The 24,049-nt window shown below is 70.6% G+C and carries 20 protein-coding genes and 1 pseudogene; 12 read left to right on the top strand and 9 right to left on the bottom strand.

Going from position 1 to position 24,049, the window contains the following annotated elements; genetic code table 11:
- On the bottom strand, nt 1–1,075 hold a 1,075-nt coding region (locus tag ACZ7EG_RS35245), incomplete at its 3' end, for a cellulose binding domain-containing protein (protein ID WP_471088160.1).
- An 871-nt stretch (nt 1,076–1,946) separates the two neighbouring features.
- Between ACZ7EG_RS35245 and ACZ7EG_RS35240 the strand changes: the two genes are divergently transcribed.
- Nucleotides 1,947–3,665 (top strand): glycoside hydrolase family 6 protein, encoded by a 1,719-nt coding sequence (locus ACZ7EG_RS35240; protein ID WP_471088158.1) that lies wholly within the window; start codon nt 1,947–1,949, stop codon nt 3,663–3,665.
- Nucleotides 3,666–4,247: 582 nt separating this feature from the next.
- Here ACZ7EG_RS35240 and ACZ7EG_RS35235 read toward each other — a convergent pair.
- Nucleotides 4,248–4,907, bottom strand: a complete 660-nt coding sequence (locus ACZ7EG_RS35235; RefSeq protein ID WP_471088156.1) for a CBS domain-containing protein — start codon at nt 4,905–4,907, stop codon at nt 4,248–4,250.
- A 231-nt stretch (nt 4,908–5,138) separates the two neighbouring features.
- Here ACZ7EG_RS35235 and ACZ7EG_RS35230 point away from each other — a divergent pair, with 231 nt between their 5' ends.
- The 3 genes from ACZ7EG_RS35230 (at nt 5,139) to ACZ7EG_RS35220 (ending at nt 7,156) form a co-directional block, all read left to right on the top strand.
- Nucleotides 5,139–6,023: a pyridoxamine 5'-phosphate oxidase family protein gene (locus tag ACZ7EG_RS35230; RefSeq protein ID WP_471088154.1), complete on the top strand. Its 885-nt coding sequence runs from the start codon at nt 5,139–5,141 to the stop codon at nt 6,021–6,023.
- Nucleotides 6,024–6,151: 128 nt separating this feature from the next.
- Nucleotides 6,152–6,808, top strand: a complete 657-nt coding sequence (locus ACZ7EG_RS35225) for an OsmC family protein (protein ID WP_471088152.1) — start codon at nt 6,152–6,154, stop codon at nt 6,806–6,808.
- Between the two features lie 219 nt (nt 6,809–7,027).
- A complete protein-coding gene (locus ACZ7EG_RS35220) occupies nt 7,028–7,156 on the top strand; it encodes a TrkA C-terminal domain-containing protein (protein ID WP_471088150.1) in 129 nt (42 codons plus the stop codon).
- A gap of 21 nt (nt 7,157–7,177) precedes the next feature.
- Here ACZ7EG_RS35220 and ACZ7EG_RS35215 read toward each other — a convergent pair whose 3' ends face one another.
- Entirely contained in the window at nt 7,178–7,630 is a 453-nt protein-coding gene (locus ACZ7EG_RS35215) for a universal stress protein (protein ID WP_471088148.1), read from the bottom strand.
- A gap of 191 nt (nt 7,631–7,821) precedes the next feature.
- Between ACZ7EG_RS35215 and ACZ7EG_RS35210 the strand changes: the two genes are divergently transcribed.
- Together ACZ7EG_RS35210 and ACZ7EG_RS35205 are read left to right on the top strand one after the other, a co-directional pair.
- Nucleotides 7,822–8,541: a CBS domain-containing protein gene (locus ACZ7EG_RS35210; RefSeq protein WP_471088146.1), complete on the top strand. Its 720-nt coding sequence runs from the start codon at nt 7,822–7,824 to the stop codon at nt 8,539–8,541.
- Nucleotides 8,542–8,646: 105 nt separating this feature from the next.
- Nucleotides 8,647–9,060 (top strand): Hsp20/alpha crystallin family protein, encoded by a 414-nt coding sequence (locus tag ACZ7EG_RS35205; RefSeq protein ID WP_471088144.1) that lies wholly within the window; start codon nt 8,647–8,649, stop codon nt 9,058–9,060.
- A 122-nt stretch (nt 9,061–9,182) separates the two neighbouring features.
- On the opposite strand, the gene ACZ7EG_RS35200 is transcribed toward ACZ7EG_RS35205, so the two are convergent.
- The 3 genes and pseudogenes from ACZ7EG_RS35200 to ACZ7EG_RS35190 all read right to left on the bottom strand — a co-directional run.
- Nucleotides 9,183–9,848: a CBS domain-containing protein gene (locus ACZ7EG_RS35200; protein ID WP_471088142.1), complete on the bottom strand. Its 666-nt coding sequence runs from the start codon at nt 9,846–9,848 to the stop codon at nt 9,183–9,185.
- A gap of 50 nt (nt 9,849–9,898) precedes the next feature.
- Nucleotides 9,899–10,357 carry a Crp/Fnr family transcriptional regulator gene (locus ACZ7EG_RS35195; RefSeq protein ID WP_471088140.1) on the bottom strand — a complete coding sequence of 153 codons (459 nt, stop codon included), beginning with the start codon at nt 10,355–10,357 and terminating at the stop codon, nt 9,899–9,901.
- Nucleotides 10,354–10,681: pseudogene (locus tag ACZ7EG_RS35190) on the bottom strand (4Fe-4S dicluster domain-containing protein); the annotation flags it as partial. The gene ACZ7EG_RS35195 and the pseudogene ACZ7EG_RS35190, both read right to left, overlap by 4 nt.
- 866 nt (nt 10,682–11,547) lie before the next feature.
- Here ACZ7EG_RS35190 and ACZ7EG_RS35185 point away from each other — a divergent pair.
- Both ACZ7EG_RS35185 and ACZ7EG_RS35180 read left to right on the top strand, forming a co-directional pair.
- Nucleotides 11,548–12,423: a universal stress protein gene (locus ACZ7EG_RS35185; protein ID WP_471088138.1), complete on the top strand. Its 876-nt coding sequence runs from the start codon at nt 11,548–11,550 to the stop codon at nt 12,421–12,423.
- A 158-nt stretch (nt 12,424–12,581) separates the two neighbouring features.
- Nucleotides 12,582–14,951 (top strand): glycoside hydrolase family 65 protein, encoded by a 2,370-nt coding sequence (locus ACZ7EG_RS35180; RefSeq protein WP_471088136.1) that lies wholly within the window; start codon nt 12,582–12,584, stop codon nt 14,949–14,951.
- 134 nt (nt 14,952–15,085) lie between these two features.
- Here the strand turns inward: ACZ7EG_RS35180 and ACZ7EG_RS35175 are convergent, their stop codons facing one another.
- Both ACZ7EG_RS35175 and ACZ7EG_RS35170 read right to left on the bottom strand, forming a co-directional pair.
- Nucleotides 15,086–15,343 carry a DUF1876 domain-containing protein gene (locus ACZ7EG_RS35175; protein ID WP_471088168.1) on the bottom strand — a complete coding sequence of 86 codons (258 nt, stop codon included), beginning with the start codon at nt 15,341–15,343 and terminating at the stop codon, nt 15,086–15,088.
- 91 nt (nt 15,344–15,434) lie between these two features.
- The gene (locus ACZ7EG_RS35170) at nt 15,435–17,756 is read right to left on the bottom strand and encodes a heavy metal translocating P-type ATPase (RefSeq protein WP_471088134.1); all 2,322 of its coding nucleotides are present in this window, start codon (nt 17,754–17,756) and stop codon (nt 15,435–15,437) included.
- A gap of 218 nt (nt 17,757–17,974) precedes the next feature.
- Here ACZ7EG_RS35170 and ACZ7EG_RS35165 point away from each other — a divergent pair, with 218 nt between their 5' ends.
- The 4 genes from ACZ7EG_RS35165 (at nt 17,975) to ACZ7EG_RS35150 (ending at nt 23,202) form a co-directional block, all read left to right on the top strand.
- The gene (locus ACZ7EG_RS35165) at nt 17,975–19,045 is read left to right on the top strand and encodes a zinc-dependent alcohol dehydrogenase family protein (protein WP_471088132.1); all 1,071 of its coding nucleotides are present in this window, start codon (nt 17,975–17,977) and stop codon (nt 19,043–19,045) included.
- 237 nt (nt 19,046–19,282) lie between these two features.
- The gene (locus ACZ7EG_RS35160) at nt 19,283–19,975 is read left to right on the top strand and encodes a response regulator (RefSeq protein WP_471088130.1); all 693 of its coding nucleotides are present in this window, start codon (nt 19,283–19,285) and stop codon (nt 19,973–19,975) included.
- A gap of 265 nt (nt 19,976–20,240) precedes the next feature.
- Nucleotides 20,241–21,950 carry a sensor histidine kinase gene (locus tag ACZ7EG_RS35155; protein ID WP_471088128.1) on the top strand — a complete coding sequence of 570 codons (1,710 nt, stop codon included), beginning with the start codon at nt 20,241–20,243 and terminating at the stop codon, nt 21,948–21,950.
- A gap of 346 nt (nt 21,951–22,296) precedes the next feature.
- A complete protein-coding gene (locus ACZ7EG_RS35150) occupies nt 22,297–23,202 on the top strand; it encodes a universal stress protein (protein WP_471088126.1) in 906 nt (301 codons plus the stop codon).
- 329 nt (nt 23,203–23,531) lie between these two features.
- Here ACZ7EG_RS35150 and ACZ7EG_RS35145 read toward each other — a convergent pair whose 3' ends face one another.
- Nucleotides 23,532–24,035, bottom strand: a complete 504-nt coding sequence (locus ACZ7EG_RS35145) for a flavodoxin domain-containing protein (protein ID WP_471088124.1) — start codon at nt 24,033–24,035, stop codon at nt 23,532–23,534.
- Between the last annotated feature and the right edge of the window lie 14 nt (nt 24,036–24,049).

Raw genomic sequence — 24,049 nt, 5'->3', positions numbered from 1 at the left:
CGTTCGCCGGGTTGGTGATCTTCCCGTAGAGCTCCAGGAACCGGGCGTCGTACACCTTCGACGCCGCCAGCTGGGTGACGGTCACCGATGCCTTGCCGTGTCCGCCGGCCGTCGACTCGAAGGTCGCCGCCCCCGTGCCGGAGGAGTCCGCCGTGACGGTCACCTTCTGCGCGGTGTTCCAGTTCGACGGTGTGAAGGTGAGCGACGCCCCGCCGGTCACGGACAGCCCCGTGTTGCCGCCGGTCCGGGCGGTCGTCACGGTCACCTCGGTCGACGGCTGGGTCGAGAGTTTGACGTCGTACGTCGCCGTCTTGCCCTGCTGGACGGCGAGTTGGGTGGTCGAAGCCACCACCGCGGGACCCGCGGCGACCGTGATGCCGACCGGCGTGGACTCCGCCGACGCACCCTGGCTGTCGTACGCCTTCGCCAGCAGAGAATGACTGCCCACGGTCAAACCGGAGGCGGAGTGCGTGTAGGGCGCGCTCGTGTCCGTGCCCAGCAGCGTGGTGTCGTCGTAGAACTCCACCTTGCTGATCGTCGCGTCGTCCGCGGCCGCCGCGGTCGCCGCGAGCGGCACGGCGTCTCCCCGTGAGTACACGGCGCCGGCGGCCGGGCTGGTCAGCACGGTGATCGGCGGCTGATGGGCGCCGACGCAACGGGTGCCGTTGACAGCGAAGTCGGTCGGCGCGGTGTTGCTGCCGCTGTAGCTGAACTGTGCTCCCGTGGAAACGGCGCCGCCCGGGGCGATGGTGCCGTTGTACGAGGCGTTCTTGACGGTGATGGCCTGACCGGCCTGGGACCAGGTGCCGTTCCACCCGTTCGCGAGCTTTTGGTTGCCCGAGTAGCCGTACGTCAGGGTCCAGCCGTCGATCGCGGCCGTGCCACGGTTGGTGAGGGTGAGGTCGGCGGTGAAGCCGGAGCCCCAGTCATTGGTCTTGTAGTCGACACTGCACTGCACGGATGCCGCGTTCGCGGTGGTCGTGCCGGTGGCGAGCATCGACAGGGGAAGGGCGAACGCGACGCCGACGGCGGTCCATAACCGCCGTACGGTTCTGCGCTTGCGTCCGGGATCCATGTGCTGTTCCTCCTTGCGTCACGTGACTCACGGAGAGATGCCAAGGCCTGAATCCAGTGGGAGCGCTCCCATCGTGGAGATGGAGACGCGCTTGGTCAAGATGTCGAGAGTTCACAGTTCTAACTGGGCTGGTGGCGGCGAAAGTTTCGCAAGGACCCTATGAAACCGGGCCGGTTGGCGCTAGCTTCCTCCTCACCAGTGGGAGCGGTTCCATCACTCGACGCGTCCGTAGCGGCGCGCCAAGCTGTAAGGACTCGCTCATGCGACACCCCCCGCATTCAGTACTTTTAGTCAGTGACAGTCCGGTCGCGCTCGTTCCGAGCGCGGTCCTGCCCGTGTTCTCGGACAGGGGAGCCACGGCCGCGTGCATGGTGGGAGACACCGTCACCAGCCAGTGGCACAGCGGTTCCCAGGGCAATGAGCCGATCGATGGCCCTGAAGACGCCCGGCAAGAAGTCCCGCTCGAACCGTACGGAGACCGCGGTCGGCGCACGGGCGGAGCGGTCGGCCAGGGAGTGCGCGCCGGCTGCCGCAAGCCGATACCGGGCGCGGTCCATGCTCCGTCCGACGGGGCGTCGGCGGTCCGATACCGGCCGGCCGTGTACCTGCTCGAAGAAGCACCGCGGCGATGCGGCGGCGAAGGGCCGCCCCCTTTCGTCGACCGGGGCGTGAAGCGGTTCGAGGACCGCGAGTCCTCCTGTCTCGGCCCGACCTCGAACGCGCGGGGCTGCTCCTCAAGTCGGTACCTGAACGCGACAAGCCGGTACCTGAACTCGGCCTGTGACGGCACAGCCACCACGTAGAGCGTCGGGCAGCGCGACCCGCGCGCCCTCCATCCGCAAGGCCCATCGAGAGAAGGAAGCCCGCACTCATGAGTTACACCAGGACATCGCTGCTCGCTGCCCTGGCGCTGGTCGCCGGGACGACGGGGACGGCGCTCCTCGTCGGTCAGGCAGGCGCTGCCACCTCGGCCATCCCCTGCACCGTCGACTACAAGGTGCAGAGCCAGTGGGACACCGGCTTCACCGCTGCCGTGACCATCACCAACAACGCGGCCGCCAAGTCGGGTTGGTCGGTGAAGTGGTCATACGCCGGCAACCAGAAGGTCACCAACGCCTGGAGCGCGAAGGTGAGCCAGAGCGGTGCCGATGTCACAGCCGCCAACGAGAACTACAACGGCACTCTGGCGAGCGGTGGTTCGGTCAGCTTCGGCTTCAACGGCTCCTACAGCGGCGCCAACGCCGTACCCGCCACGTTCACGCTTGACGGCGTCGCCTGCAACGTCGACGGCGGCGGCCCCACCGACCCGGGACCGACCGACCCCGGCACCCCCTCCGGCAAGGTCAACAACCCCTACACCGGCGCCAAGGTGTACGTGAACCCCGAGTGGTCCGCCAAGGCCGCCGCCGAACCGGGCGGCAGCAGGATCGCCAACCAGCCCACCGCCGTCTGGCTCGACCGCATCGTCGCCATCAAGGGCGTCAACGGCGGCATGGGCCTGCGCGCCCACCTCGACGAGGCCCTGAAGCAGAAGGGCACCGGCGACCTCGTCGTCCAGCTGGTCATCTATGACCTGCCCGGCCGTGACTGCGCCGCTCTCGCCTCCAACGGCGAACTCGGGCAGAACGACCTCGACAAGTACAAGTCCCAGTACATCGACCCCATCGCCGCCATCCTGTCCGAGTCCAAGTACGCGGGCCTGCGGATCGCCACGGTCATCGAGCCCGACTCGCTGCCCAACCTGGTCACCAACGCGGGCGGCACCCCCACCACCACCGACGCCTGCGTGACCATGAAGGCCAACGGCAACTACGAGAAGGGCGTCTCCTACGCCCTGGACACACTGGGCGCCATCCCGAACGTGTACAACTACATCGACGCCGGCCACCACGGCTGGCTCGGCTGGGACAGCAACCTCGGCCCCGCGGTGCAGGAGTTCGCCAAGGTCGCGACGACGAACGGCGCGAGCGTGAACGACGTGGCGGGCTTCATCGTCAACACCGCGAACTACAGCCCCGCCAAGGAGCCGCACCTCAAGGTCACCGACACGGTGAACGGTCAGACCGTGCGCCAGTCGAAGTGGGTGGACTGGAACCAGTACGTGGACGAGCAGTCCTTCGCCCAGGGGCTGCGCGACAAGCTCGTCGCGGCGGGATTCGACTCCGGCCTGGGCATGCTGATCGACACCTCCCGCAACGGCTGGGGCGGCTCCGCCCGGCCCACCGGTCCCGGACCGCAGACCACCGTGGATGCCTACGTCGACGGCAGCCGCATCGACCGGCGCATCCACGCCGGCAACTGGTGCAACCAGAGCGGCGCCGGGCTCGGCGAACGGCCGACCGTGGCTCCGGCCGCCGGCATCGACGCCTACGTGTGGGTCAAGCCGCCGGGGGAGTCGGACGGCAACAGCGCCGCCATCCCCAACGACGAGGGCAAGGGCTTCGACCGGATGTGCGACCCGACGTACGGCGGTAACCCCCGCAACGGCAACAACCCCACGGGTGCGCTGCCGAACGCGCCACTGGCCGGACACTGGTTCTCCGCCCAGTTCAGGCAGCTGATGCAGAACGCCTACCCGCCGCTGCCGTGACCCGCTGACGCGGTGCGCGACCGCCGGGGTCGGTTCCCGCTCGGCAGGGCCGTGGGAATCGACCCCGGCGGAGCGCGCTCCGCGGTCGGGTGCCGGGACGGACGGTCCGGGTAGGGCTTTCGCGCCGGACGCCCCCGCCTTCGATGGCGTCCGGGCCTGCCCTTGGCGGGGCCACACGCTCACGTTCCCCGCGGCGCCGACGACCCGCTGTACGTGATGTGAGCCCGGTCGGCGAGTGGCTTCCGTGGACGGCAGGCACCGCGCAGCCACTGTTCCATGCTGCTCACATGCGCAACGCGACGGCATGGCTGGGCGTCGCGGGCGTGATGACAGCCGGATGGGTCTCAGTACCGGGGCGCGGGGCCTGTGCGATGGGCCCCTCCTGGTCCATCCACACGGAAACCTCCGGCCTTCGCACCGGCGTCACCTTGGGTTCTGCCGGTGTGCGACGGGCCGTCAGCCTCGGTCCGGCGCACGGTCGCGATGACTTGGCCGACGGTCACCCCCACCATGTCGTAAGGGGGAGCTGATGCCGCTCGGACCGGGTGCGTCGGGGGCGTCGCCGGGGCACCGGGCAGGGCGTCAGCCGGCAGTGTCGTCCAAGCGGCGGTGCAGAGCCGAGTGCACGGACACCACGCCGTCGACGCCACGGCACAGCCGCTCGATGACGGGGATGATCTGCTCCGTCTCCACCCGGCCTCTGAGGGTCACACGACCGTCGCGCACGTCCACGGCCACGTCGGAGGGGGCAAAGCCCAGAGTCCGCACGAGGACGTCACCGGCGATCTCGTCGCGCAGCGCGTCGTCCCGGCGCAGGAAGACACGCAGGAGATCACCACGGCTGACGATGCCGACCAGCGTCTCCGCCTCGTCCACCACGGGCAGCCGTTTGACGCCCTCGGTGTCCATCAGACGCGCGGCTTCGACGACCGTCCACTCCGGACGTGCGCAGACCGCGGGAGCGCTCATCAGCTGCTCGGCCGTGGTGCCGTCGTTCGCGACCCGAGCCCCGTTCGACGGGTTCGGCGACCGCGCCAGGCCGGTGGGGTCGGGCCGTGCCGCGACCGTGCGGAGCAGGTCGGCTTCCGACACCACTCCGACCGGGTGGCCGATGTCGTCGACCACGGGCAGGGCCGTCACCTCGTTCTCGGACAGCAGCTTGACGATGCTCTTGAAAGGCGTGTCCTGTCGCGCCAGGACGACGCCGTGGGTCATGAGGTCTCCGACGGTGCGGTGCTGCATGACGCTCCTCCCTCCGGTCCCGCGACCGACTGCGGCGCGCACGCCGACCTGGCGGTCGTCCGCATGTCTTCGCACCTTCAGCCTGACCGGAGGCCGTGGTCCTGCGCTTGGGGCCTTGGTGCAGAGCAGGGGGTCTGTTCGTCCCGGTCCGTCGGGACCTTTGGTCCGTTGGTGCAGGTCTCGTCTCCGCGTGATGCTGGAGACAAAGCCATCGACGGAGAGGGCACGGTCATGCACGCCCACCTTGGCGACCGGCTGATCGTCGAAAGTCCGTCCACCGGCGTCGTCCGGCGCGACGGAGAGATCGTCGGCCTCCATCACGAGGACGGGACACCGCCGTACGACGTCCGGTGGTCGGACACGGGCGATGTCACGCTGGTCTTTCCGGGGCCGGACGCCCACATTCACGAAGGAGGACTGGAGGAGCCCGCATCGAGCGGACCGCCACCGGCAGGCGACACGGGTGTCTCCCCTCAGCCGGGTGACATCGGCCGACGCGTGGCCGCGGCCCGGCTGCGGCAAGGACTGAGCCTCCAGGAGACCGCCCGCCGCGCCCGCATGTCACCGGAGTACCTCGCCTACCTGGAGACGCACACATCCGACCCGAGCCTGGCCACGCTCCTGCGCGTGGCCGACGCACTGGGGACCACGCTCCTGGAACTCCGGGGCGGTTACCAGGAGCGGCCCCCGGGCCAGGGAAAGGCGCCCTACCACCCCCACCTGCGGGACCTTGGTGAGCAGGAGTGCCGCGCGCTGCTCTCGACACACGGCGTGGGGCGGGTCTCACTGACCACACCACGGGGGCCTGCCGTCTTCCCCGTCAACTATGAAGTGGTCGACGACGCCATCGCTTTCCGTACCGCACCCGGGGCCTCCCCGGCCGCCGCGGTGGGGAACGAGGTGGCCTTCGAGGTCGACCACGTCGACGATGCGCTGAGCCAGGGCTGGAGCGTCCTGGCGGTCGGCCGGGCCCGGGCCGTCACGGACTCCGACGCGATCGCCATCCTCGAGGAGCGGGCGCACACGAAGCCCTGGGCCGGAGGCCGGCGCACTCTCTGGGTGTCGATCGGCATCGATCGTCTGACCGGGCGCCGCATCACGGCCGACGACGCCTGAGCACACGCGCGATCGGAGGACCCCAGGGACACGGCGGGGACTGTCCGGCCCCGGACAGCTCCGCCCGACGGCGATGCACTGGGAAGGACCCGGCCGTCGCGGCGAAACCGGCCGACAGGGAGGTCGTGATGAAGATGAGAACGCGTTGTGGCCGCACGATCAACGTCACCCGCTTCGCCCCGCAGGGTCTGCCGGCTCCGATGGGACGCGTCGTCCTGGACGCCTCCTTCGCACCCCATGACGAGGGGGAACTGTGGGCGTCGCTCACGGCCGAGGAGGCCCGGCGCCTGGCCGGACTGTTGCTGTTCCAGGCCGCCGCGGTGGATCCGGAACCGGCGGGCCGGCCAGGAGCGGTCGAAGTGGTGCCGATCGCCGGTGACGCCTACGAGATACGAGTGCGCGGGCACGTGCTGACGGTCGACCAGCCACTCTCCGACGGAGGCAAGGACACCGCACCCACCCCGGTGGAGCTCTTCGTCGCGGCGGTGGCCTCCTGCGCGGCGCACTACGCGGGCCGTTACCTCGACCGGCACGGCGTGAGCCGGGAGGGCCTGTCGGTCCATGCGGAGTACAGCATGGCCGCCGACCGGCCGCCCCGAGTCGCAGCCGTCTCGCTGACCGTCATGGCCCCGGCCCTCCCCTCGCGGCGGGAGGCGGCGCTGCGCGCGGTGGTCTCCCACTGCACCGTGACGAACACGCTGGCCCAGGCCCCGGAGGTGGAGCTGGAAATCCGGTGCGCCACCGATGGCGAGGCGGTCCGGGAGACGGAGGCGAGCGAGGGATGACCATCCGCCGGAGGTCTCACCTCCTCCCGCCGTGAAGATGCTCCGCCCTCAGCAGGGCCACAGAATCACCGATATCGAGGAGGCCACCGGGGCAGCGGACACCGTGGCCCTGCTGCGACTGAGCAGCGCCGGCGTCGGGATCATCGAGACCGCCATCACGGCGGGTCGAAGGCCGCCGGCCGTCCGCTCGGCGCCGTCGAACTGCCCGAGGGCACCCTTGTGGCGACCATCGTCCGGAACGGCGACCCCACAGCGCCCACTCCCCGGACGGTGCTGCAGCCCGGCGACGAACTCCTGCTCGTCTCGCACAGTGCCGGCGAGGAGGAGATCCACGCGGCCTTCCAGTGAAGGGGACCATGGGGCCCACGATCAGCGGGCGGGATCGTTCTCCTGATGGACCACGACCACCGGGCATGCCGCGTGCTGGGCACATCGCTGGCTGACGGACCCCAGCATCGCTCGGGCGAAGCCGCCGATACCCCTATGGCCCACGACGAGAAGTTCGGCCCCTTCGGAGGCCTGGATCAGCGCCTCGGACGGGTCGCCCTGGACAAGGTGTTCTTGCAACCGTGGCGGTTGCCCGCCCGGAAAGACGGCGCGCACCTCCTGCGCGAACCGCTCCCGCGCCTGCTCCAGATCGAAGGCCGGGTCGACGGCCGGTCCGCTCCAGCCCCGGGCGGACGGCGTGTCCCAGACATAGATCGCCTCCACGGTGCCGCCGACCATCCGTGCGTGATGGACCGCCCACCGCAACGCGGCATGGGAGGCGGGAGATCCGTCCACGCCCACGACCACCCGTGGAATCTGTTCAGAGGATTGCATGGTGACCTCACTCAGCAGTGGCTGTCCCCGTACTCCACGCTGCCCGGACCGGCGCGCCGGAGGAAGGGCCGACCGGCCCTGGTCGGGCCATCGGGGCCGGGAGCGGGTCGGACCGTTCGGCCCATGACGTCCCGGGGGGTATGGGCGAGCCTGGAAGTGTCGGGAGACCTTCCCAGACCGTGGAGGACGTCATGCACGGCTCTGTGTACACAGTGAGCGATGTGATGACCCGCACCGTAGTCGCTCTGGCCGCCGGGGCGACTTTCAAGGAGATCGTGCGGACCGTGGAAGGGCAGCGGATCAGCGCACTGCCCGTCGTCGACACCCGGAAACGGGTGGTCGGCGTCGTCTCCGAGGCAGATCTGCTGCGCAAGGAGGAGTTCCGCGACAGCGCCCCCGACCGGGGACCTCGGGCCCGGCCCCCGGAAGGGCTCGAGAAGGCGCGAGCGATCACCGCAACCGATCTGATGACCTTCCCGGCCGTCACCGTCCACCCCGACGCGACCCTCGCCCAGGCCGCCCGTCTCATGGCCCGGCGCAAGATCAAGCGGCTACCGGTCGTCGACGACGACGGTGTGCTGCGCGGGATCGTGAGCCGTTCGGATCTGCTGCGGGTGTTTCTGCGGCCGGATCACGACATCGCGCAGGAGATCCGGCACGAGGTACTGGCCGGCCGGCTGCCCGACGGAATCGACTCGGTCCGCGTCGAGGTGAACGAGGGCGTCGTCACGCTCACCGGCCGTGTGCCCGACACCTCCGTAGTACCGCTGGCCGTGCGTCTTGTGCGGTCCGTCGAGGGAGTGGTGGACGTACGCCCCGAGCTCGCCGGCCCCCCGCACCGTCCCGCCCTCGACCCGGATCTGGCGCAGGAGGAGGAAGGACGACCCTCCACGCCACAGCCGAGGGCATGAGGGGCCTGCGTGCGACGGGCCGGGCGGCCCTTCGGGCCAAGGCCGTTCGGCCCTCGTCACCTGAACTCGGCGGTCTGAGACTGGAACCGCAGGAAGGAGGGTGACATGACCAGCATGCTGGAGCGACTGCCGGGCTGGCCCGACCTGTTCGGCTGGGTGGAGACGGGGCTCCCCGGGACGCACGTCGCCCCCGGGCTGCACGGCATCCGCATCGAGGAACACCTCGGGGACGGCACGTACGTCGTGCGGGCCGAACTTCCCGGTGTCGACCCCGACAAGAACGTCGAGATCACCGTCGAAGAAGGGCTGCTGACGCTGCGCGCCGAGCGCACCGAGCAGACCACCGAGAAGCACCGCACGGAGTTCCGCTACGGCACCTTCGCCCGAGCCGTCCGGCTTCCCGCCGGTGCGCGGGGCGACGAGGCGACCGCCGAGTACGAGGACGGTGTCCTGACCATCACGGTCCCGGTCCCGGAGGAGAAGACGGGAACCAGGGCCATCCCGGTGCGCCACGTCTGAGAGCGGCGGACGTCCGCACCACAACCGTGTGCGCGGCCGGTGTCACACCGGCCGCGCACACGTCTGCCCGACCCCCTGTGTTTCCTTCTGTCCGACCCCTTATGGGTACTCGTCGAGGTACTTCATCCGGGTTCCCTCACCCGTACTCCGCCGGACAGGGCCAGGTCGACGTCGACCACGCCTTCGACGGAACGCACCAGGCGGGTGACGATCGGCACCAAGGAGGTGTCGCGCAAGCGCCCGGTCAGGGTGACGACGCCGTCGGCGACGTGCACCTGCACGGGCTCCAAAGGCGCGGGGAAGAGGGGCACGAGGATCTCGTGACGGATTTCCTCGGCGATCTCGTCGTCGGTCCGCAGGAACACCTTGAGGAGATCGGCGCGGCTGACCACGCCTTCGAGGAGCCCCTGGTCGTTGACGACGGGCAGTCGCTTGACGTTGCGCTGGGCCATGATGCGGGCCGCCTGGGCGAGTGTGGCGTCGGGATGGACGGTGACGGCCGGCGTGCTCATCACATCGGCGGCCGTCATCCCTCCGGCCTTGGACAGATCCGACAGACGGCGCATCTGCGTGGCCCGGTCGGGATCGCTGTCGCGGAGCTCCTCCTTGAGCAGCAGATCGGCCTCGGACACGACGCCGATCACCCGGCCCTCACCCTCCAGCACGGGAAGGGCGCTCACCTTCCACTCCTGCAGGAGCTTGACGATGTCCTTGAACGAGGCGTCACGGCCCACCGCCACGACGGTGTGGGTCATGACGTCGCTGACGATGTGCGGGCTGATGCGCATGGTGTCCTCCGTTTGGCGTCAGATGCGGTCGTAGGGGACGGGGAGGTTCGTCATACCCGGCTCCCGCTGCCGTAGGGCGCGTACAGGTCCAGCAGGCGGATCCGCGAGGCCTGTAGCCGGTGAGCCACGACCCGCCCCACCCAGGTCGCGATCGCCCTGCCGAACTCGGGATCCTGCGCACATGCGGCTCGTACGGCCCTCGCGTCGAACTCCCAGGCACGTACGGGACTGAGCGCCTCGGCACCCAGCTGCCACACGAACGGTGCGTAGTGCCAGGACCAGCCGAGCAGCTCGCCGTGCCCCAGGGACTCGATGACGGCGGCGCGACGGCCGGGTACATGCAGGTCCAGGAGGACCGTTCCGGTCCGGATGATCCAGAACCGGTCGGCCTTGTGGCCCTCTTCGAAGAGCCGTTTCCCGGCTTCGAAGGAGACCTCGCGAGCGAGGCCCATCAGCCGATCGCGGTGCTCGACCGGGAGCGCCATGGAAAGAGTGATGGTGGAGGTCATCGTTCGGTCTCCCTCTGCTTCTCGCGCCGCAGACGATCGGCGAGTTCGTCGCGCAACGCCGTGGCTTCCTCGGTGATGTCGGTGCCGACCGGGCACCAGGTGACGCAGCGTCCGCAGCCCACGCAGCCGGAGCTGCCGAACTGCTCGTAATAGGTGGAGAGTCGGTGGGTGAGCCACTGGCGGTAGCGACTGCGCGCCGAGGACCGCACGGGCCCGCCGTGGAGGTAGGAGAAGTCCACGTCGAAGCAGGAGTCCCAGCGCAGCCACCGCTCGGCGTGGTCGCCGGTGAGGCCGGGTGACCTCCTCGGTGGTGGTGCGGAAGCACGGCACCGTCGGCACGGGGCACGAGGCGGTAGCGGCCGGCCTCGACCTCCGTGCCCCATACCTCGACCTCCGTGCCCCGTACGGAGGGCAGGTCGTCGGCCGACGCCATCTCGTCGAGGACGACGGCACCGTCCCGGACCGTGGGGCCGATGACCGTGCGCCCCGCGCGCCCAAGAGCTGGACCAGGACACTCGACCCGTCCCTGTCCAGGACGTCGTTCGTCGGGCTGTTCGTCATCGTCGCCCTCCGCATCCCGTTCGGGCCCCTGTTGTCAGCCTGTTCCTCCAAGGGGCGCGACACCACGGGCCGCCCGGGCACCGCCGTGGGGACCTTCGGCCTCGATGAGGCGGTCGCGACGGGGGCGCGGGGCGGCTCGGCGCACGAACAACGGGAAGGACATCCGCTTCTCGCGGATCCTGATTGCGCGGTGCGCGGCCGTAACCGCTTCTCCGCGTCTCTTGTCCTTCCCGTCATCTTCAGCACATCACGTGACAGGCCGGCCCACCAGGGCCGATCGGCCCCGATCAGCCGGGCCAGGTCCCGGAAGAAGAGGCTCCGCCGACGCCCGGGAAACCTGCGGTCCACCATGCGCGGTCGCCGGAGGTGACGGCGAAGGCCTCGACACCGGGGAGGGAGTCGATCCATGCACGGGCGCTCGGACCCATGGCGAAGGCAGCAGTGTCTCCGGCCGTCAGGACAGGGGCGACCGGCCCTGTCTCCGACCGCAACGGGTCCCCTGCCCGAGAGGGGCCGAACGTCCCCGGTCGGGGCCCGATCGTCCCTGCCCCCGATGGAGTCGGAGTGGGACCGTGTAAAGGAGACCCCCTGCTGCACGTGATGGCAGCCGGAGAGAGGCGGTGGGGATCATGGAACTGCCCTTGATCGTGGGCGTCGACGGATCGGACGGCAGCATCCTGGCCATCGACTGGGCGGTGGACGAGGCCGTCCGCCATGGTCTGCCGTTGCGGCTGGTCTATGCCTCCCTGTGGGAGCGCTATGAAGGCGCGTTGCCGTCGCTGGGCCGGGAGCGCCCCTCGGAGCGGGTGATGGCAGACCACATAGTGGCATCCGCCGAGGAACGCGTACGGCGCCTCAGCCCCGACCTGAAGGTGACGGGCGAGGCGGTGGCCGCTGAAGCGGTGTCCGCCCTCCTGAGCGAGGGAGACAACGCGTCTGCCCTGGTGACCGGGTCGCGCGGTCGTGGAGAGCTGAAGGGAGCGCTGCTGGGCTCGGTCAGCCTCGCTGTCGCGGCCCGCGCGTACTGCCCGGTCGTCGTCGTCCGGGGCGACAAGGCGGGTCTGGCCGGTACGCACGGTCGGATCCTGCTCGGTGCCGGGGATCCCGACACGAGCGGCGAGGCCGTCCGCTTCGCGTTCCGTGAGGCCGAGGCCCGTGGGTGCGAGATCGACGTCGTCCGCGCGTGGCGCCTCCCGCTGAACGAAGGCGCCGACCCCCCGGCACCGGCTGAGGCTCCCGAGTACGAGCACGAGGCGCAGGCCTCGGACCTGGTGGAGGAGCTGGTGGCCGACGTCATGGCCGACTACCCGGCCGTGCGGGTGCGCCGGGCCGCGGTCGAGGGACCGGCACGCAAGGTGCTGGTGAACCGCTCGGCCGCGGCCGACCTCGTGGTCGTGGGCGCGCGGCGCCGGACCGGCCACTTCGGCCTCCAGTTGGGCCGGGTGAGCCACACCCTCCTGCACCACGCGTACTGCCCCGTCGCCGTCGTGCCCCAGCGGACATGACCGCCGGACGGCCCGCACCGGGCCGATGAACGCCTCGGTTTCCCGCGACGCGCGCTCGTGTCGCGGGAAACCGAGGCGCTGTCCGCCTGGGCGACACTGGCCCGGCAGGGCCCCTCCTCCCGGGCAACCGACCCCGGAGCCGCGAAGGGAGCAGTCGCATGACGGCCTGGACCTGGGAATACGAGGGATACGATCCCGCACAACAGCGTCTGAGGGAGACGCTGTGCACCTTGGGCAACGGTCGCTTCGCCACACGCGGGGCACTGCCCGAGTGCGCGGCGGACGACGTGCACTACCCGGGTACCTACGCGGCCGGCTGCTACAACCGGCTCACCTCCGACGTCGCGGACCGCCATGTCGAGAACGAGGACATGGTCAACCTGCCCAACTGGTTGCCGCTCCGCTTCCGGCCCGCGGGCGGTGAATGGCTCACACCGGACAGCGCGCCGGTACTCGCCCACCGTCAGACCCTCGTCCTGGACGCGGGACTGCTGGACCGCGTCACCCGGTACGGCCTGGACGACGACCGGGTGCTGTCCGTACGGCAGCGACGTCTCGTGCACATGGGCGACCCGAACCTCGCCGCCCTGCACACCGAGTTCACCGTCGAGGGCGCAACGACGGAGCTGGAAGTCGAGGCGGCGCTCGACGGGGGAGTCACCAACGCCGGGGTGCGGCGTTACCGCGGCCTTGTGGGGCAACACCTGACCCACGTGCACACCGGCACCGCCAACCCCGGCACGGTGTGGCTGCGCTGCCGCACCCGCACCTCGGACATCCGGATCGGCATGGCGGCCCGGCTGACCGCCGACGCACCGGTCGTCGAGACGCACGTGCACCCCCGTGCGCTCCAGCATCTGCAGCTGACCCTGGAACCGGGCCGTACCGTCACCGTCGACAAGACCATCGCCCTGCACACCTCGCGCGACCCGGCCATCAGCGACCCGCTCCAGACCGCCCTGGACCGCGTGAGCGCCGCCCCGGGTTACGAGGCGCTCCTGCAGTCGCACCGCACCGCCTGGAAGCTGCTGTGGCGTCGGGCCGCACTCGAGGTCCCCGGCGAGCCCGGATCCATCCTGCGGCTGCACCTGTTCCACCTGCTCCAGACCCTTTCCCCGCACACCGCGGACCTGGATGTGGGAGTGCCGGCCCGCGGGTTGCACGGCGAGGCCTACCGGGGACACATCTTCTGGGACGAATTGTTCGTCCTGCCCTACCTCAACCTGCACTTCCCCGAGGTCTCCCGCGCCCTCCTGCGCTACCGCCACCGCCGCCTGGACCGTGCCCGCGCCGCGGCACGGGGCATCGGCCGCCGCGGCGCACTGTATCCGTGGCAGAGCGGCAGCGACGGCCGCGAGGAGACCCAGCGTATGCACCTCAACCCCCGCTCAGGGCGCTGGCTTCCCGACCACTCCCACCTCCAGCACCACGTCGGCTCGGCGATCGCCTACAACGTCTGGCAGTACTGCGAGGCCAGTGGTGACGCGGAGTTCCTGCACACCAAGGGCGCCGAGATGCTGATGCAGATCGCGCGCTTCTGGGCCGACTCGGCCACCTGGGACGAGAAACTGGGCCGGCACCGGATCAGAGGTGTGGTCGGCCCGGACGAGTATCACGATGCCTACCCCGGCTCCCAAGCACCCGGTCTGGACGACAACACGTACACGAACGTGACGGCAGCCTGGGTCCTCACCCGCACCATGGAGGTACTGCGCGACCTCCCGGAACCCCGGCGACGCGAACTCCTCGAACGCGCCGCGCTGGACGGCGGTGAGCTCGAGCGGTGGGAAGAGGTCTCCCGCACCCTCCACGTCCCCTTTCACGACGGGGTCGTCAGCCAGTTCCAGGGCTACGGGGACCTCGCCGAACTCGACTGGAAGGGCTACGCGAAGCGGTACGACGACATCCGACGGCTCGACCGGATCCTCGAGGCCGAGGGCGACACCGTCAACCGCTACAAGGCGTCCAAGCAGGCCGACGCGCTGATGCTGGGCTACCTGTTCTCACCCGCCGAACTGCAGGGCCTCTTCCGTCGGTTGGGTCATCGGCTGGACGAGGAGACCTGGCGGCACACGGTCGACTACTACCTCGCCCGCACGAGCCACGGCTCCACCCTCAGCGGTCTCGTCCACGGCTGGATCCTGGCCCGCGCCCGGCGCACCGACGCGTGGCTGTTCTGCCAGGAGGCCCTCCGCGGCGATGTGGCCGACCTGCAGGGCGGCACCACGGGTGAGGGCATCCACCTCGGTGCGATGGCCGGCACCCTCGATCTGATCCAGCGGGGTCTCACCGGGCTGGAGACTCGCGAGGGGGCGCTGTGGCTGGACCCGGTGCCGCTGCCGGAGCTGTCGTCGTACGGCTTCTCGCTGCAGTACCAGGGGCACTGGGGTGTGCGGCTGTGGCTGCGGAGCGGTCTGCTGGAGATCTCCGTGCCGCACTCCGACCGTCAGCCGATCACCGTGCGTCTGCCCGACCGGACCGTCGGGGTCGAGCCAGGGGGGACGAGCCGGCTACTGCTTCCGGGCTGAGGGCTCAGGGCTGAGGGCTGAGGGGCGGACGTCGGCGAGTCCGCCGCGCGCGGCGGACTCGCGGGCCGGTACAGGCGCTCAGGCCTGTACCGGCCCCGTCGGGCGCTCAGGCCTGTACCGGCCCCGTCGGGCGCTCAGGCCTGTACCGGCCCCGTCAGCATGACGATGTCGTCGGCCGCCACATCGTGCAGCCGGATGGCGAGGTCCTCCAGAGCTCGGCTGACGGCGAGTTCGTCGCCGATCTCCGGCACAGGCCTGTCGATCGGATTGCGCCGGGCCGTCCCCCTGCCCGTCACGGTCGACGTGTCCTGTGTGGTGAGTACGGCACGCGCATGTGTGCTGTCGCCCTCCTCGGAGATATAGATCTGCACGGTCCACTGCTTGGCTTCCATGGTGATCACTTCCGTATCGGAGCCGCTCCTTGGTCCCACCCTGCGCGCCGGCGTACGGCCGCACCAGTGCCGAACGGCCCTTCCGCGGCACTCACGGCGCCAAGGAGAAGTAACTCTCCTCTTCCTGCGTGAAGTGCAGGCGCAGCACGGTGTTCAGGCCGTAGAGGCAGGAGCGGAGGTCGTCGAGCTGCTCGGGGGCCAGGCCACCGGCGGCGCGAGCCAGGTGCAGATGGGTGGCGACACGACGGGAGAGACGCTCGATCTCCGTGTGGGCACGGCTCATGGTGGCGGTGGCCTCGGGGCCGCCGAGGGCGGGAGCCAGGGCAGGGTAGAGCCGGTGTTCCTCGGCGTCCTCGTGCGGCAGCAGCCGCTCGGTGAGCAGCCGGTGTGCTTCCTCGACCGTTGCGAGGGCCTGGGGGCCCGGGGCGTCGGACAGCCGGTCGGCGGCGGCGCGCACGGCTTCGAGGACGTCCTGCAGGTCGTCGTGTTCGGCGGCGAAGCGGTGGATCAGCGCCTCGGTGTCCGGGGTGAGGGCGGGACGCATGGCCCGGTCCATGCGCAGGGCGCGCAGCGCGTTGAGGATGACGGCGGCGTCGATGCCCTCCTGGAGAAGCGCGCCGACGGCCGGCGGGAGCAGCCCGGCCGCCGCTGCGGCCATCGCGGCGAGGGACAGCAGCATGCCGCCGAGGGCGCTCTGCACAGCGATGCGCCGGGCGCGTACCGCGATGGAGACCGCGTCGGCCAGACGGTCGACGCGGTCGGTGGTGAGGACGATGTCGGCCGCTTCGGAGGTGGCGGTGGAACCCCGGGCACCCATGGCCACGCCGACATCGGCGGCGGCGAGGGCAGGGGCGTCGTTCACGCCGTCGCCGACCATCACGGTGACCGCACGCTCCCGCTCGGCACGCACAGCGGCGACCTTCTCCGCCGGGCCGAGCTCGGCGCGTACGTCGTCCAGGCCCAGGACGGCGGCGACCTCGCGGGCGGGCTCGGCACGGTCCCCGGTGAGCATCAGCACCCGGTCGATACCCGCCGAGCGCAGGTGGCGCAGGGTACGTGGGGCGTCATGGCGCAACGGGTCGCGCAGCAGGACGGCGCCGGCCGGCTTCCCGTCGACGGTGAGCCAGGCGACGGCCGCACCGTCGAGAAGGGCACGGTTGTCGACCGCCCCGGCCCAGGCCGATCGGGCCTCGCCGGAATCGGTGCGACCGATGGCGACGCGGTGTCCGTCCACCGTTCCGGTGGCGCCCCGGCCGGGTTCCTCGGTGACGTCGGCGGGAACCGACAGATCCAGCGTGCGTTCCCGTGCGGTGGCTGCGATCGCCCGGGCGAGCACGTGGGGCGAGTACTGGTCGACCGATGCGGCCAGGCGGAGCACTTCCGAGGGTGTCCAGCCGGGTGCGGCGGTGACGTCGACGACGCGGGGACGGCCGCGGGTGAGGGTGCCGGTCTTGTCCAGCAGCAGGGTGCGGGCCCGGCCGAGATTCTCCAGCGCTCCACCGTCCCTGATGACCACTCCCAGGCGTGAGGCACGGGAGAGGCCGGAGACGATGGCGACCGGCGCGGCGAGCAGCAGCGGACAGGGAGTGGCGACGACCAGGACCGCGACCGCCCGGACCGCGGAGCCACTGATCAGCCAGGCCAGTCCCGCGACGGCGAGGGACAGCGGCAGGAACCAGGCCGCGTAGCGGTCGGCCAGCCGCACCACGGGCGCGTTCTCCGCGCCCGCCTGCTGGGCCAGCCGCACGATCCCGGCGTACGTGCTGTCCTGCTCGGCCGCGGTCGCTCGCAGTTCGAAGGCACCCCCGGCGTTCACGACGCCGCTGCGCACTCCGGCGCCTCGGGGCCGCTCGACGTGCAGGGGCTCACCGGTGAGCACGGACTCGTCGAGGACGGCGGCAGAGCTCTCCACGGTGCCGTCCACGGGGACCACCTCGCCGGGGCCGACCACAAGCAGGTCGCCGATGGCGATCTCGGAAAGCGGCACTGAGCGCACCCCGTCCTCCGTGCGGCGACGTGCCGAGCGCGGGGCATGTTCCAGCAGGGCACGCAAGTCGTGGGAGGCGCGCCTCCGGGCGGCTGTTTCCAGGGTGCGGCCGGTGGCGAGCATCAGCCCGATCAGGGCACCGGCCAGGTACTCGCCGACGGCCAGGGTGCCCCCGAGAGCCAGAACGGCGATCACGTCCACGCCGGCATGCCCGCGGCGCAGCGCCGACCACACCCACCCCACCGCGGGCACGACCGCGGACACGGTGCCCAGGCCCCACAGAAGGTCGGCGAGACCGCCGGCACCGACGAGCCATGCGATGCCGCCGGCGGTCACCGCCGTCGTCGTGACGACCAGAAGGGCGGGTTCCAGCGAGGCCGCCGATGCCAGGCGGCCGAGCCGGGCTTTGCGGATGGAGGGGTTCATGGATCACCTCGGTCCGTCCGAAGCGGCGATCGTCGCGCAGCTCCCCCACCATGACATCGCGGCTCATGGTGCCGGCGGCAGGGGGCGAACGGCCCTACCCGAGAGCCGCCCGGCCGTTCGGCGGCACGACGAGGGGCCGACCGGCCCAAGCGGACTCCACCCTCCTGGCCGAAGATGAAGAAGACGAACTCGCGGGGCATCGCCAAGGAGGAACGGTCATGAAGGGCTTCGTTTTCCACGGCACCGGAAAGTCCGCCTGGGATGAGGTCCCGGACCCGGGCATCAAGGACCCCACCGACGCCATCGTCCGAGTCGACGCCGTCACCATCTGCGGCACGGATCTGCACATCCTCAAGGGCGACGTGCCGGAGGTGCCTTCCGGCACAGTGCTGGGTCACGAAGCGGTGGGCGAGATCGTCGAGACCGGCAGCGACGTGCGCACCGTACGACCGGGGGACCGGGTCCTCGTCTCCTGCATCACCGCCTGCGGCCGCTGCCGCTTCTGCCGGGAAGCCGCATACGGCCAGTGCCAGGGCGGCGGAGGCTGGATCCTCGGTCATCTGATCGACGGCACGCAGGCGGAGTACGTCCGTGTGCCCTACGCCGACCTCTCCGTGCATCCGCTGCCGGGCGGCCTGACGAGCCAGGACGCCGTCCTGTTCGCCGACATCTTCCCGACCGCCTACGAGGTGGGCGTGATGAACGGTGCCGTACGGCCCGGTGACACGGTCGCGGTCGTCGGGGCCGGGCCGATCGGACTCGCCGCGATCCTCACCGCCAAGCTCTACTCACCCGAGCGGATCATCGCCGTGGACCTCGCCGACTCCCGGCTCGAGGCCGCCAGGCGGCTCGGCGCCGACGCCGTCGCCCCCGTCCGCGACGACCCGGAGCAACTGGTCTTTGACCTCACTGACGGCCTGGGCGCCGACGTGGTCATCGAGGCCGTGGGAGTGCCGGAGAGTTTCGAGATGTGCACGCGCATGGTGCGGCCCGGCGGACACGTGGCCAACGTCGGTGTCCATGGCAAGCCCGCGACCCTGCACCTCGAAGATCTGTGGATCAAGAACGTGACCATCACGACCGGACTGGTCGACACATCCTCGACGCCCACACTGCTGAGGATGGCGGCCTCCGGCCGCGTGCCGACCGCGGCGCTGGTGACCCACACCTTCTCCCTGGACCAGATGGAGGAGGCGTACGAGGTCTTCGCGCACGCCTCGGACACCGGGGCGCTCAAGATCGTGCTCGGCGAGCCGCCCCACGACGAGTTGGCCGTTCCGGCGGCCTGACCGTGGGGTTGTGTGGGGCGGCGGGTGCAGCACCAGCAGCCGTCGTCCGGCAGGGGCGCACGCCATTAACGGCTCCCTCCGCCTCTGCCGCGGCTGTGAGCAGGACAGCGCTACCACGGAGGAGGCGCCCGAGGGCCGATCGGCCCCGCTCTTTCGGCCCAGCAGCGAAAAGGATCCGATGGAGACGCCGGTGCGCTCACGGGCGCCACCGGCGAGGAACGCGTAAGGAGCCCTCCGATGGCGGACAGCGAACTGCGGCCCGGCCCGGACGACCCGGTCCGGGTGTTCCTGCTGGACGACCACGAGGTCGTACGACGCGGAGTGCACGACCTGCTGGACGACGAGCCGGACATCACCGTGGTCGGCGAGGCCGCCACCGCCGAGCAGGCTCTGGTACGCGTCCCGGCTCTGCGCCCCCGGGTGGCGGTGCTCGATGTGCGCCTCCCGGACGGCGACGGCGTGAGCGTGTGCCGGGAGCTGCGCTCCCGCATGCCGGAGCTGACCTGCCTCATGCTGACCTCCTTCGACGACGAGGAGGCACTGCTCGACTCGATCATGGCCGGGGCGTCCGGGTACGTCCTGAAGCAGATCCAGGGCTCAGATCTGGTCTCAGCGGTACGCACGGTGGCCCGCGGCCAGTCGCTGCTCGACCCGTCCGCCACCACCCGACTGATGGCCCGGTTGCGTGGGGGCGGTGAGCAGCACGAGGAGGAGCCCGAAGCGTTGCACGGTCTCACCGCGCGCGAGCGGGAGATCCTGACGCTGATCGGTGAAGGCCTCACCAACCGCCAGATCGGCGAGCGGCTCCACCTCGCCGAGAAGACGGTGAAGAACCACATCTCCCGGCTCCTGGCCAAGCTCGGCGTGGAACGGCGCATCCAGGCCGCCGTCATAGAGACTCAGGCCCGGGACAGGCTGGAGGGGCACTGACCCAGGCCGCCGTCATAGAGACTCAGGCCCGGGACAGGCTGGAGGGGCACTGACTCGCGCCCGGCGAAGGTGGTCAAGGTCTTCGGCCGGTACGACAATGAATGAGTCACATCCACCGTCCGCCGCCCACGGCCGAGCAGGTCGCCGCCAGCCTCCATGGCCTTGGTGACGGCCGAGGCGGGCCCGGGCGGCCGGGGCCGCAGGACGACGGTCGGGACCTGGAGGTTCACCAGTGGCAAGCTTCGGCGAGTCCCAGCAACCCCGCGTGCGGCTACCGCATCTGAGGTTGGACGAGCTGCTGGAGGAGCTGCAGGCTCGCTTGGACGCGGCGCGTGGCACCCGCGACAGTGTGCACAGCCTCCTCGAGGCGGTGCTCTCTGTCGGTAGGGAGCTCGACCTTGAGCAGGCCCTGCGCAGCATCGTGCAGGCCGCTGCGCTGCTCGTCGACGCCGAGTACGCCGCCCTGGGGGTGATCACGCCGGACGGCGAGCGGCTGTCGGAGTTCCTCACCGAGGGCGTCACCGACGAGCAGATCGCTGAGATCGGCCACTATCCGGAGGGCCACGGCATCCTGGGCGAGCTCATCCGCCACCCCGAACCGCTGCGGCTGACGAAGATCTCCGAGCACCCGGCGTCCTACGGCTTCCCGGCTCACCACCCGCCGATGAACACCTTTCTGGGCGTCCCGATCCGGGTGCGCGACCAGATCTTCGGCAACCTGTACCTGACCGAGAAGCGGGGCGGGGCGGGCTTCGACGATGAGGACGAGGCAGTCCTCGCGACGCTGGCGGTCGCGGCAGGCGTCGCGATCGACAACGCCCGCCTGTACGAGGAGTCGCGGCTGCGCGAGCGCTGGCTTCAGGTCATTGCGGAGATCACGCACAGTCTGATGTCCGGCAGTGAGCGTGGCGAGGTTCTCGCGCTGATCGCCGAACGGGCTCGGGAGATCACGTCAGCTGCTCTCGCGGTGGTCACCGTACCGGTGGATTACGCCGACGCCCTCACCGTGGAGCTCGCCATCGGCGAGGGAGCCGACGCGCATCGCGGGCAGGTGCTGCCGGTGGAGGGGAGCCTGATCGGCCTGGCCTTCTCCGGCGGGAGTCCTGTCACCAGCGCCGACCTTGCGAGCGACACACGGGTCTCGGCCGACCACGCGCGGGTCACCGGCCTCGGGCCGGCGGTCGCCGTCCCGATAGGAACCGGCGAGGGCGTACGAGGTGTCGTCCTGCTGGTGCGCGCAGCTGGACATCCCGTGTTCACGGAAAAGGAGATCAAGCCGCTCCAGGCTTTCGCCGCCCAGGCCGCGGTCGCCATGGAGCTCGCCGAGCGCCGCCGGGACGTCGAGCAGATCGCCATGCTCCAGGACCGCGACCGCATCGCACGCGACCTGCACGACCTCGCCATCCAGAGACTCTTCGCCACCGGTATGACCCTGCAGAGCGCAGGCCGTTTCATCGAGCACCCCGAGGCGTCGGAACGCGTCGCACGCGCAGTGGACGACCTCGACGAGACCATCAAGATCATCAGGTCGACGATCTTCGGTCTGCGGTCACGCGAGCAAGCCGACGAGTCCGGCCTGCGCTCGCGCGTTGTGCGCGTGGTCGGGGAGAAGGCACCCGTGCTGGGTTACGCGCCCAGCCTGCGGATGGAGGGGCTCCTGGACACTCAGGTGCCGAAGGAGATCTCCGACCACGTGATCGCCGTCCTTTCGGAAGCACTGACCAATGTCGCGCGACACGCCCATGCCGGACGTGCCGAGGTGGTCCTGGAGACCGACGGCCGTGAGATCAGGCTTTCAGTCACCGACGACGGTGTGGGCATCCCGCCCGGTGGGCGCCGCAGCGGCTTGCGCAACATGGCGGAACGGGCGGAGCAGCTGAACGGGACGCTGGAGGTGACCAGCCCGGCCGGCGGAGGAGTGTCCCTGGTGTGGTGCGTGCCTCTGAAGCAGCCCTTGGCCGAGCCGGTCCGATAGGGCCGGTCGGTGCATTCTCGGGGCCCGCCGGCCTCCTGCCCTGGGTGTCGTCAGTCCGGGCCGGAGTACGAAAGAGCAGGCCGGCGTCCTCACGGTCCAGGCGATCACCGTCCACCTGCCCTGGGCCCGCTCCGTCTTCGGCACGGTCCCGCTGAGCGCCGGTCAATGGGATGTCTGCCTCGGGACCGCGCCCACCGTGCTCCTCGTGGAACTGGCTGTGTGCGGTGCACGGTCGGCAGCGTGGCGATGGGGCCGACCGGGCACCGGCGGGGACCAGAGGCCCCGCGCGGCGAGCGCTCCCCGGCAGGACACTGAAGTCGGGAACCCGGATCAGGAGGTGGACAGCATGTCCCGCACCATCATGGTCGGCCTCGACGGTTCGTCCGAAAGCCGGGCCGCTGCCGAGTGGGCGGCTCGTGAGGCCAAGCTGCGTGGTCTCCCCGTGCGCTTGGTTCATGTCTGGGAGCCTGTCCCCGATCCACTGGCTCAGGCTCCGCTGCTCGGGCCCGAGACCATGCAGCACTGGAGCGAACAGATCCCCCGCGAGACCGCGGAGGGGCTCCGGTCGCGTCACCCAGGGGTGGACGTGACCACGGTGCACGTGGAAGGCCGCCCCGCCGACGCCCTGGTCGGCGCGACCGAGGACGCCGATCTGCTGGTCCTCGGCTCCCGCGGCATGAGTGGGGTCGGTGGGTTCATGGTCGGATCCGTGGGCCAGGCCGTCGTCGCCCGTACGGACGTGCCCGTGGTGCTGGTGCGGGCCGGGGAACAGGCCACCGACGAGCACGGCATGGACTCGGCCGGCATACCGTCGGCGGCGACTCCGTTCCGCCCGGTCCTGCTGGGCCTCGACACCCGCAGTCCCGACAACACGGTCATCGTGTTCGCGTTCGAGGAGGCGGCCCGTCGCGACACGGCCCTGCGTGTCGTGCACGGCTGGAACCCGCCGCCGTACAACGTCTACGGTCTTTCCGACGGCGTCAGCTTCTACGACGAACTGATCCGGAAGCACGCGGAGGAGCTCACCGACGTACTGCGTCCCTGGCGGCACAAGTACCCGGCTGTCGAGGTGTCCGAGGAGGCACGTGCCGGCAGCGCCGCGAGCGAACTCGCCAACGCCTCCCGCGAGGCCTCCCTCGTCGTCGTGGGACGGCGGATCCGGCGCAGCCCGTTCGGCGCGCACATAGGTTCCGTCACGCATGCGGTGCTGCACCACGCCACGGCGCCCGTCGTGGTCGTGGCACACGAGTGACCGGCGAGGAAGGAAGTCCCCGACCTCGGCGCCCTGCTGCAGGCGCGGCGGCGAAGGAGGAAGTCCCCGACCGCGGCGCCGTGCTGCAGGCGCGCCGCGTGGTCGGGGACGTAGCTCTGGACCAAGCAGGATCTGCGGACCGCCGTCCTCCTCCAGATGCTGCCCTTCCTGCACATGCTGTACAGGCAGCTGTCCGACGAAGGCACCAAGTACGTCGGCCGGACCGTGGCCGAGACCCGGAGCGGCTTACGTTCGGCGGAGGCCGGCGACGACCCGGCCGACGTCTTCCTGTGCCACGGCAGGGTCGCCCTCAGCTCCGGCCGCCCCGGTCAGATCCCCGGGCCTGTGAGGTCCCGGGCCACCATGGCCGCCCAGCGGCTGATCTGCTGGAAGTCGCGGTAGTCTCCGCCCTTTCCCGAGTTGACGATCATCCGGGCGATGCGCCCTTTGACCTCGCCCTCCAGACGTCCGCCGAAGGTGATGTGCCCCCGGGCGTCGACACGGTTCGCCACCCGTCGCACCCCGGGCGCGGGTGGGATGTCCCGCTCGGACGCCGAGGGGTCCAGCGGCCCGCTGCTGAACAGCCACACCGGCCGCTGTGTCAGGGCCTTGCGGTGTCGTCGTGCGAAGCGGCGGGCGTCGCGCTGCCAGTGGCCCGCGTACAGGCCGCCGCCGAGGACGACGGCGCCGTAGGGCGCGAGGTCGGTGGCATCGGCCGCGGACAGCACGTCCACGGCCAGCCCTTCTTTCTCCAGAACCTCCCGGATGCGTTCGGCGATCTCGGCCGTCGATCCGTTGGTGGACCCGTAGGCCACCAGCACCTTTCCCTTCATGACTGTTGCACCTC

This window comes from Streptomyces sp. NPDC037100 (assembly GCF_055606225.1).
This window is presented reverse-complemented; position numbering and strand designations above follow the sequence as displayed.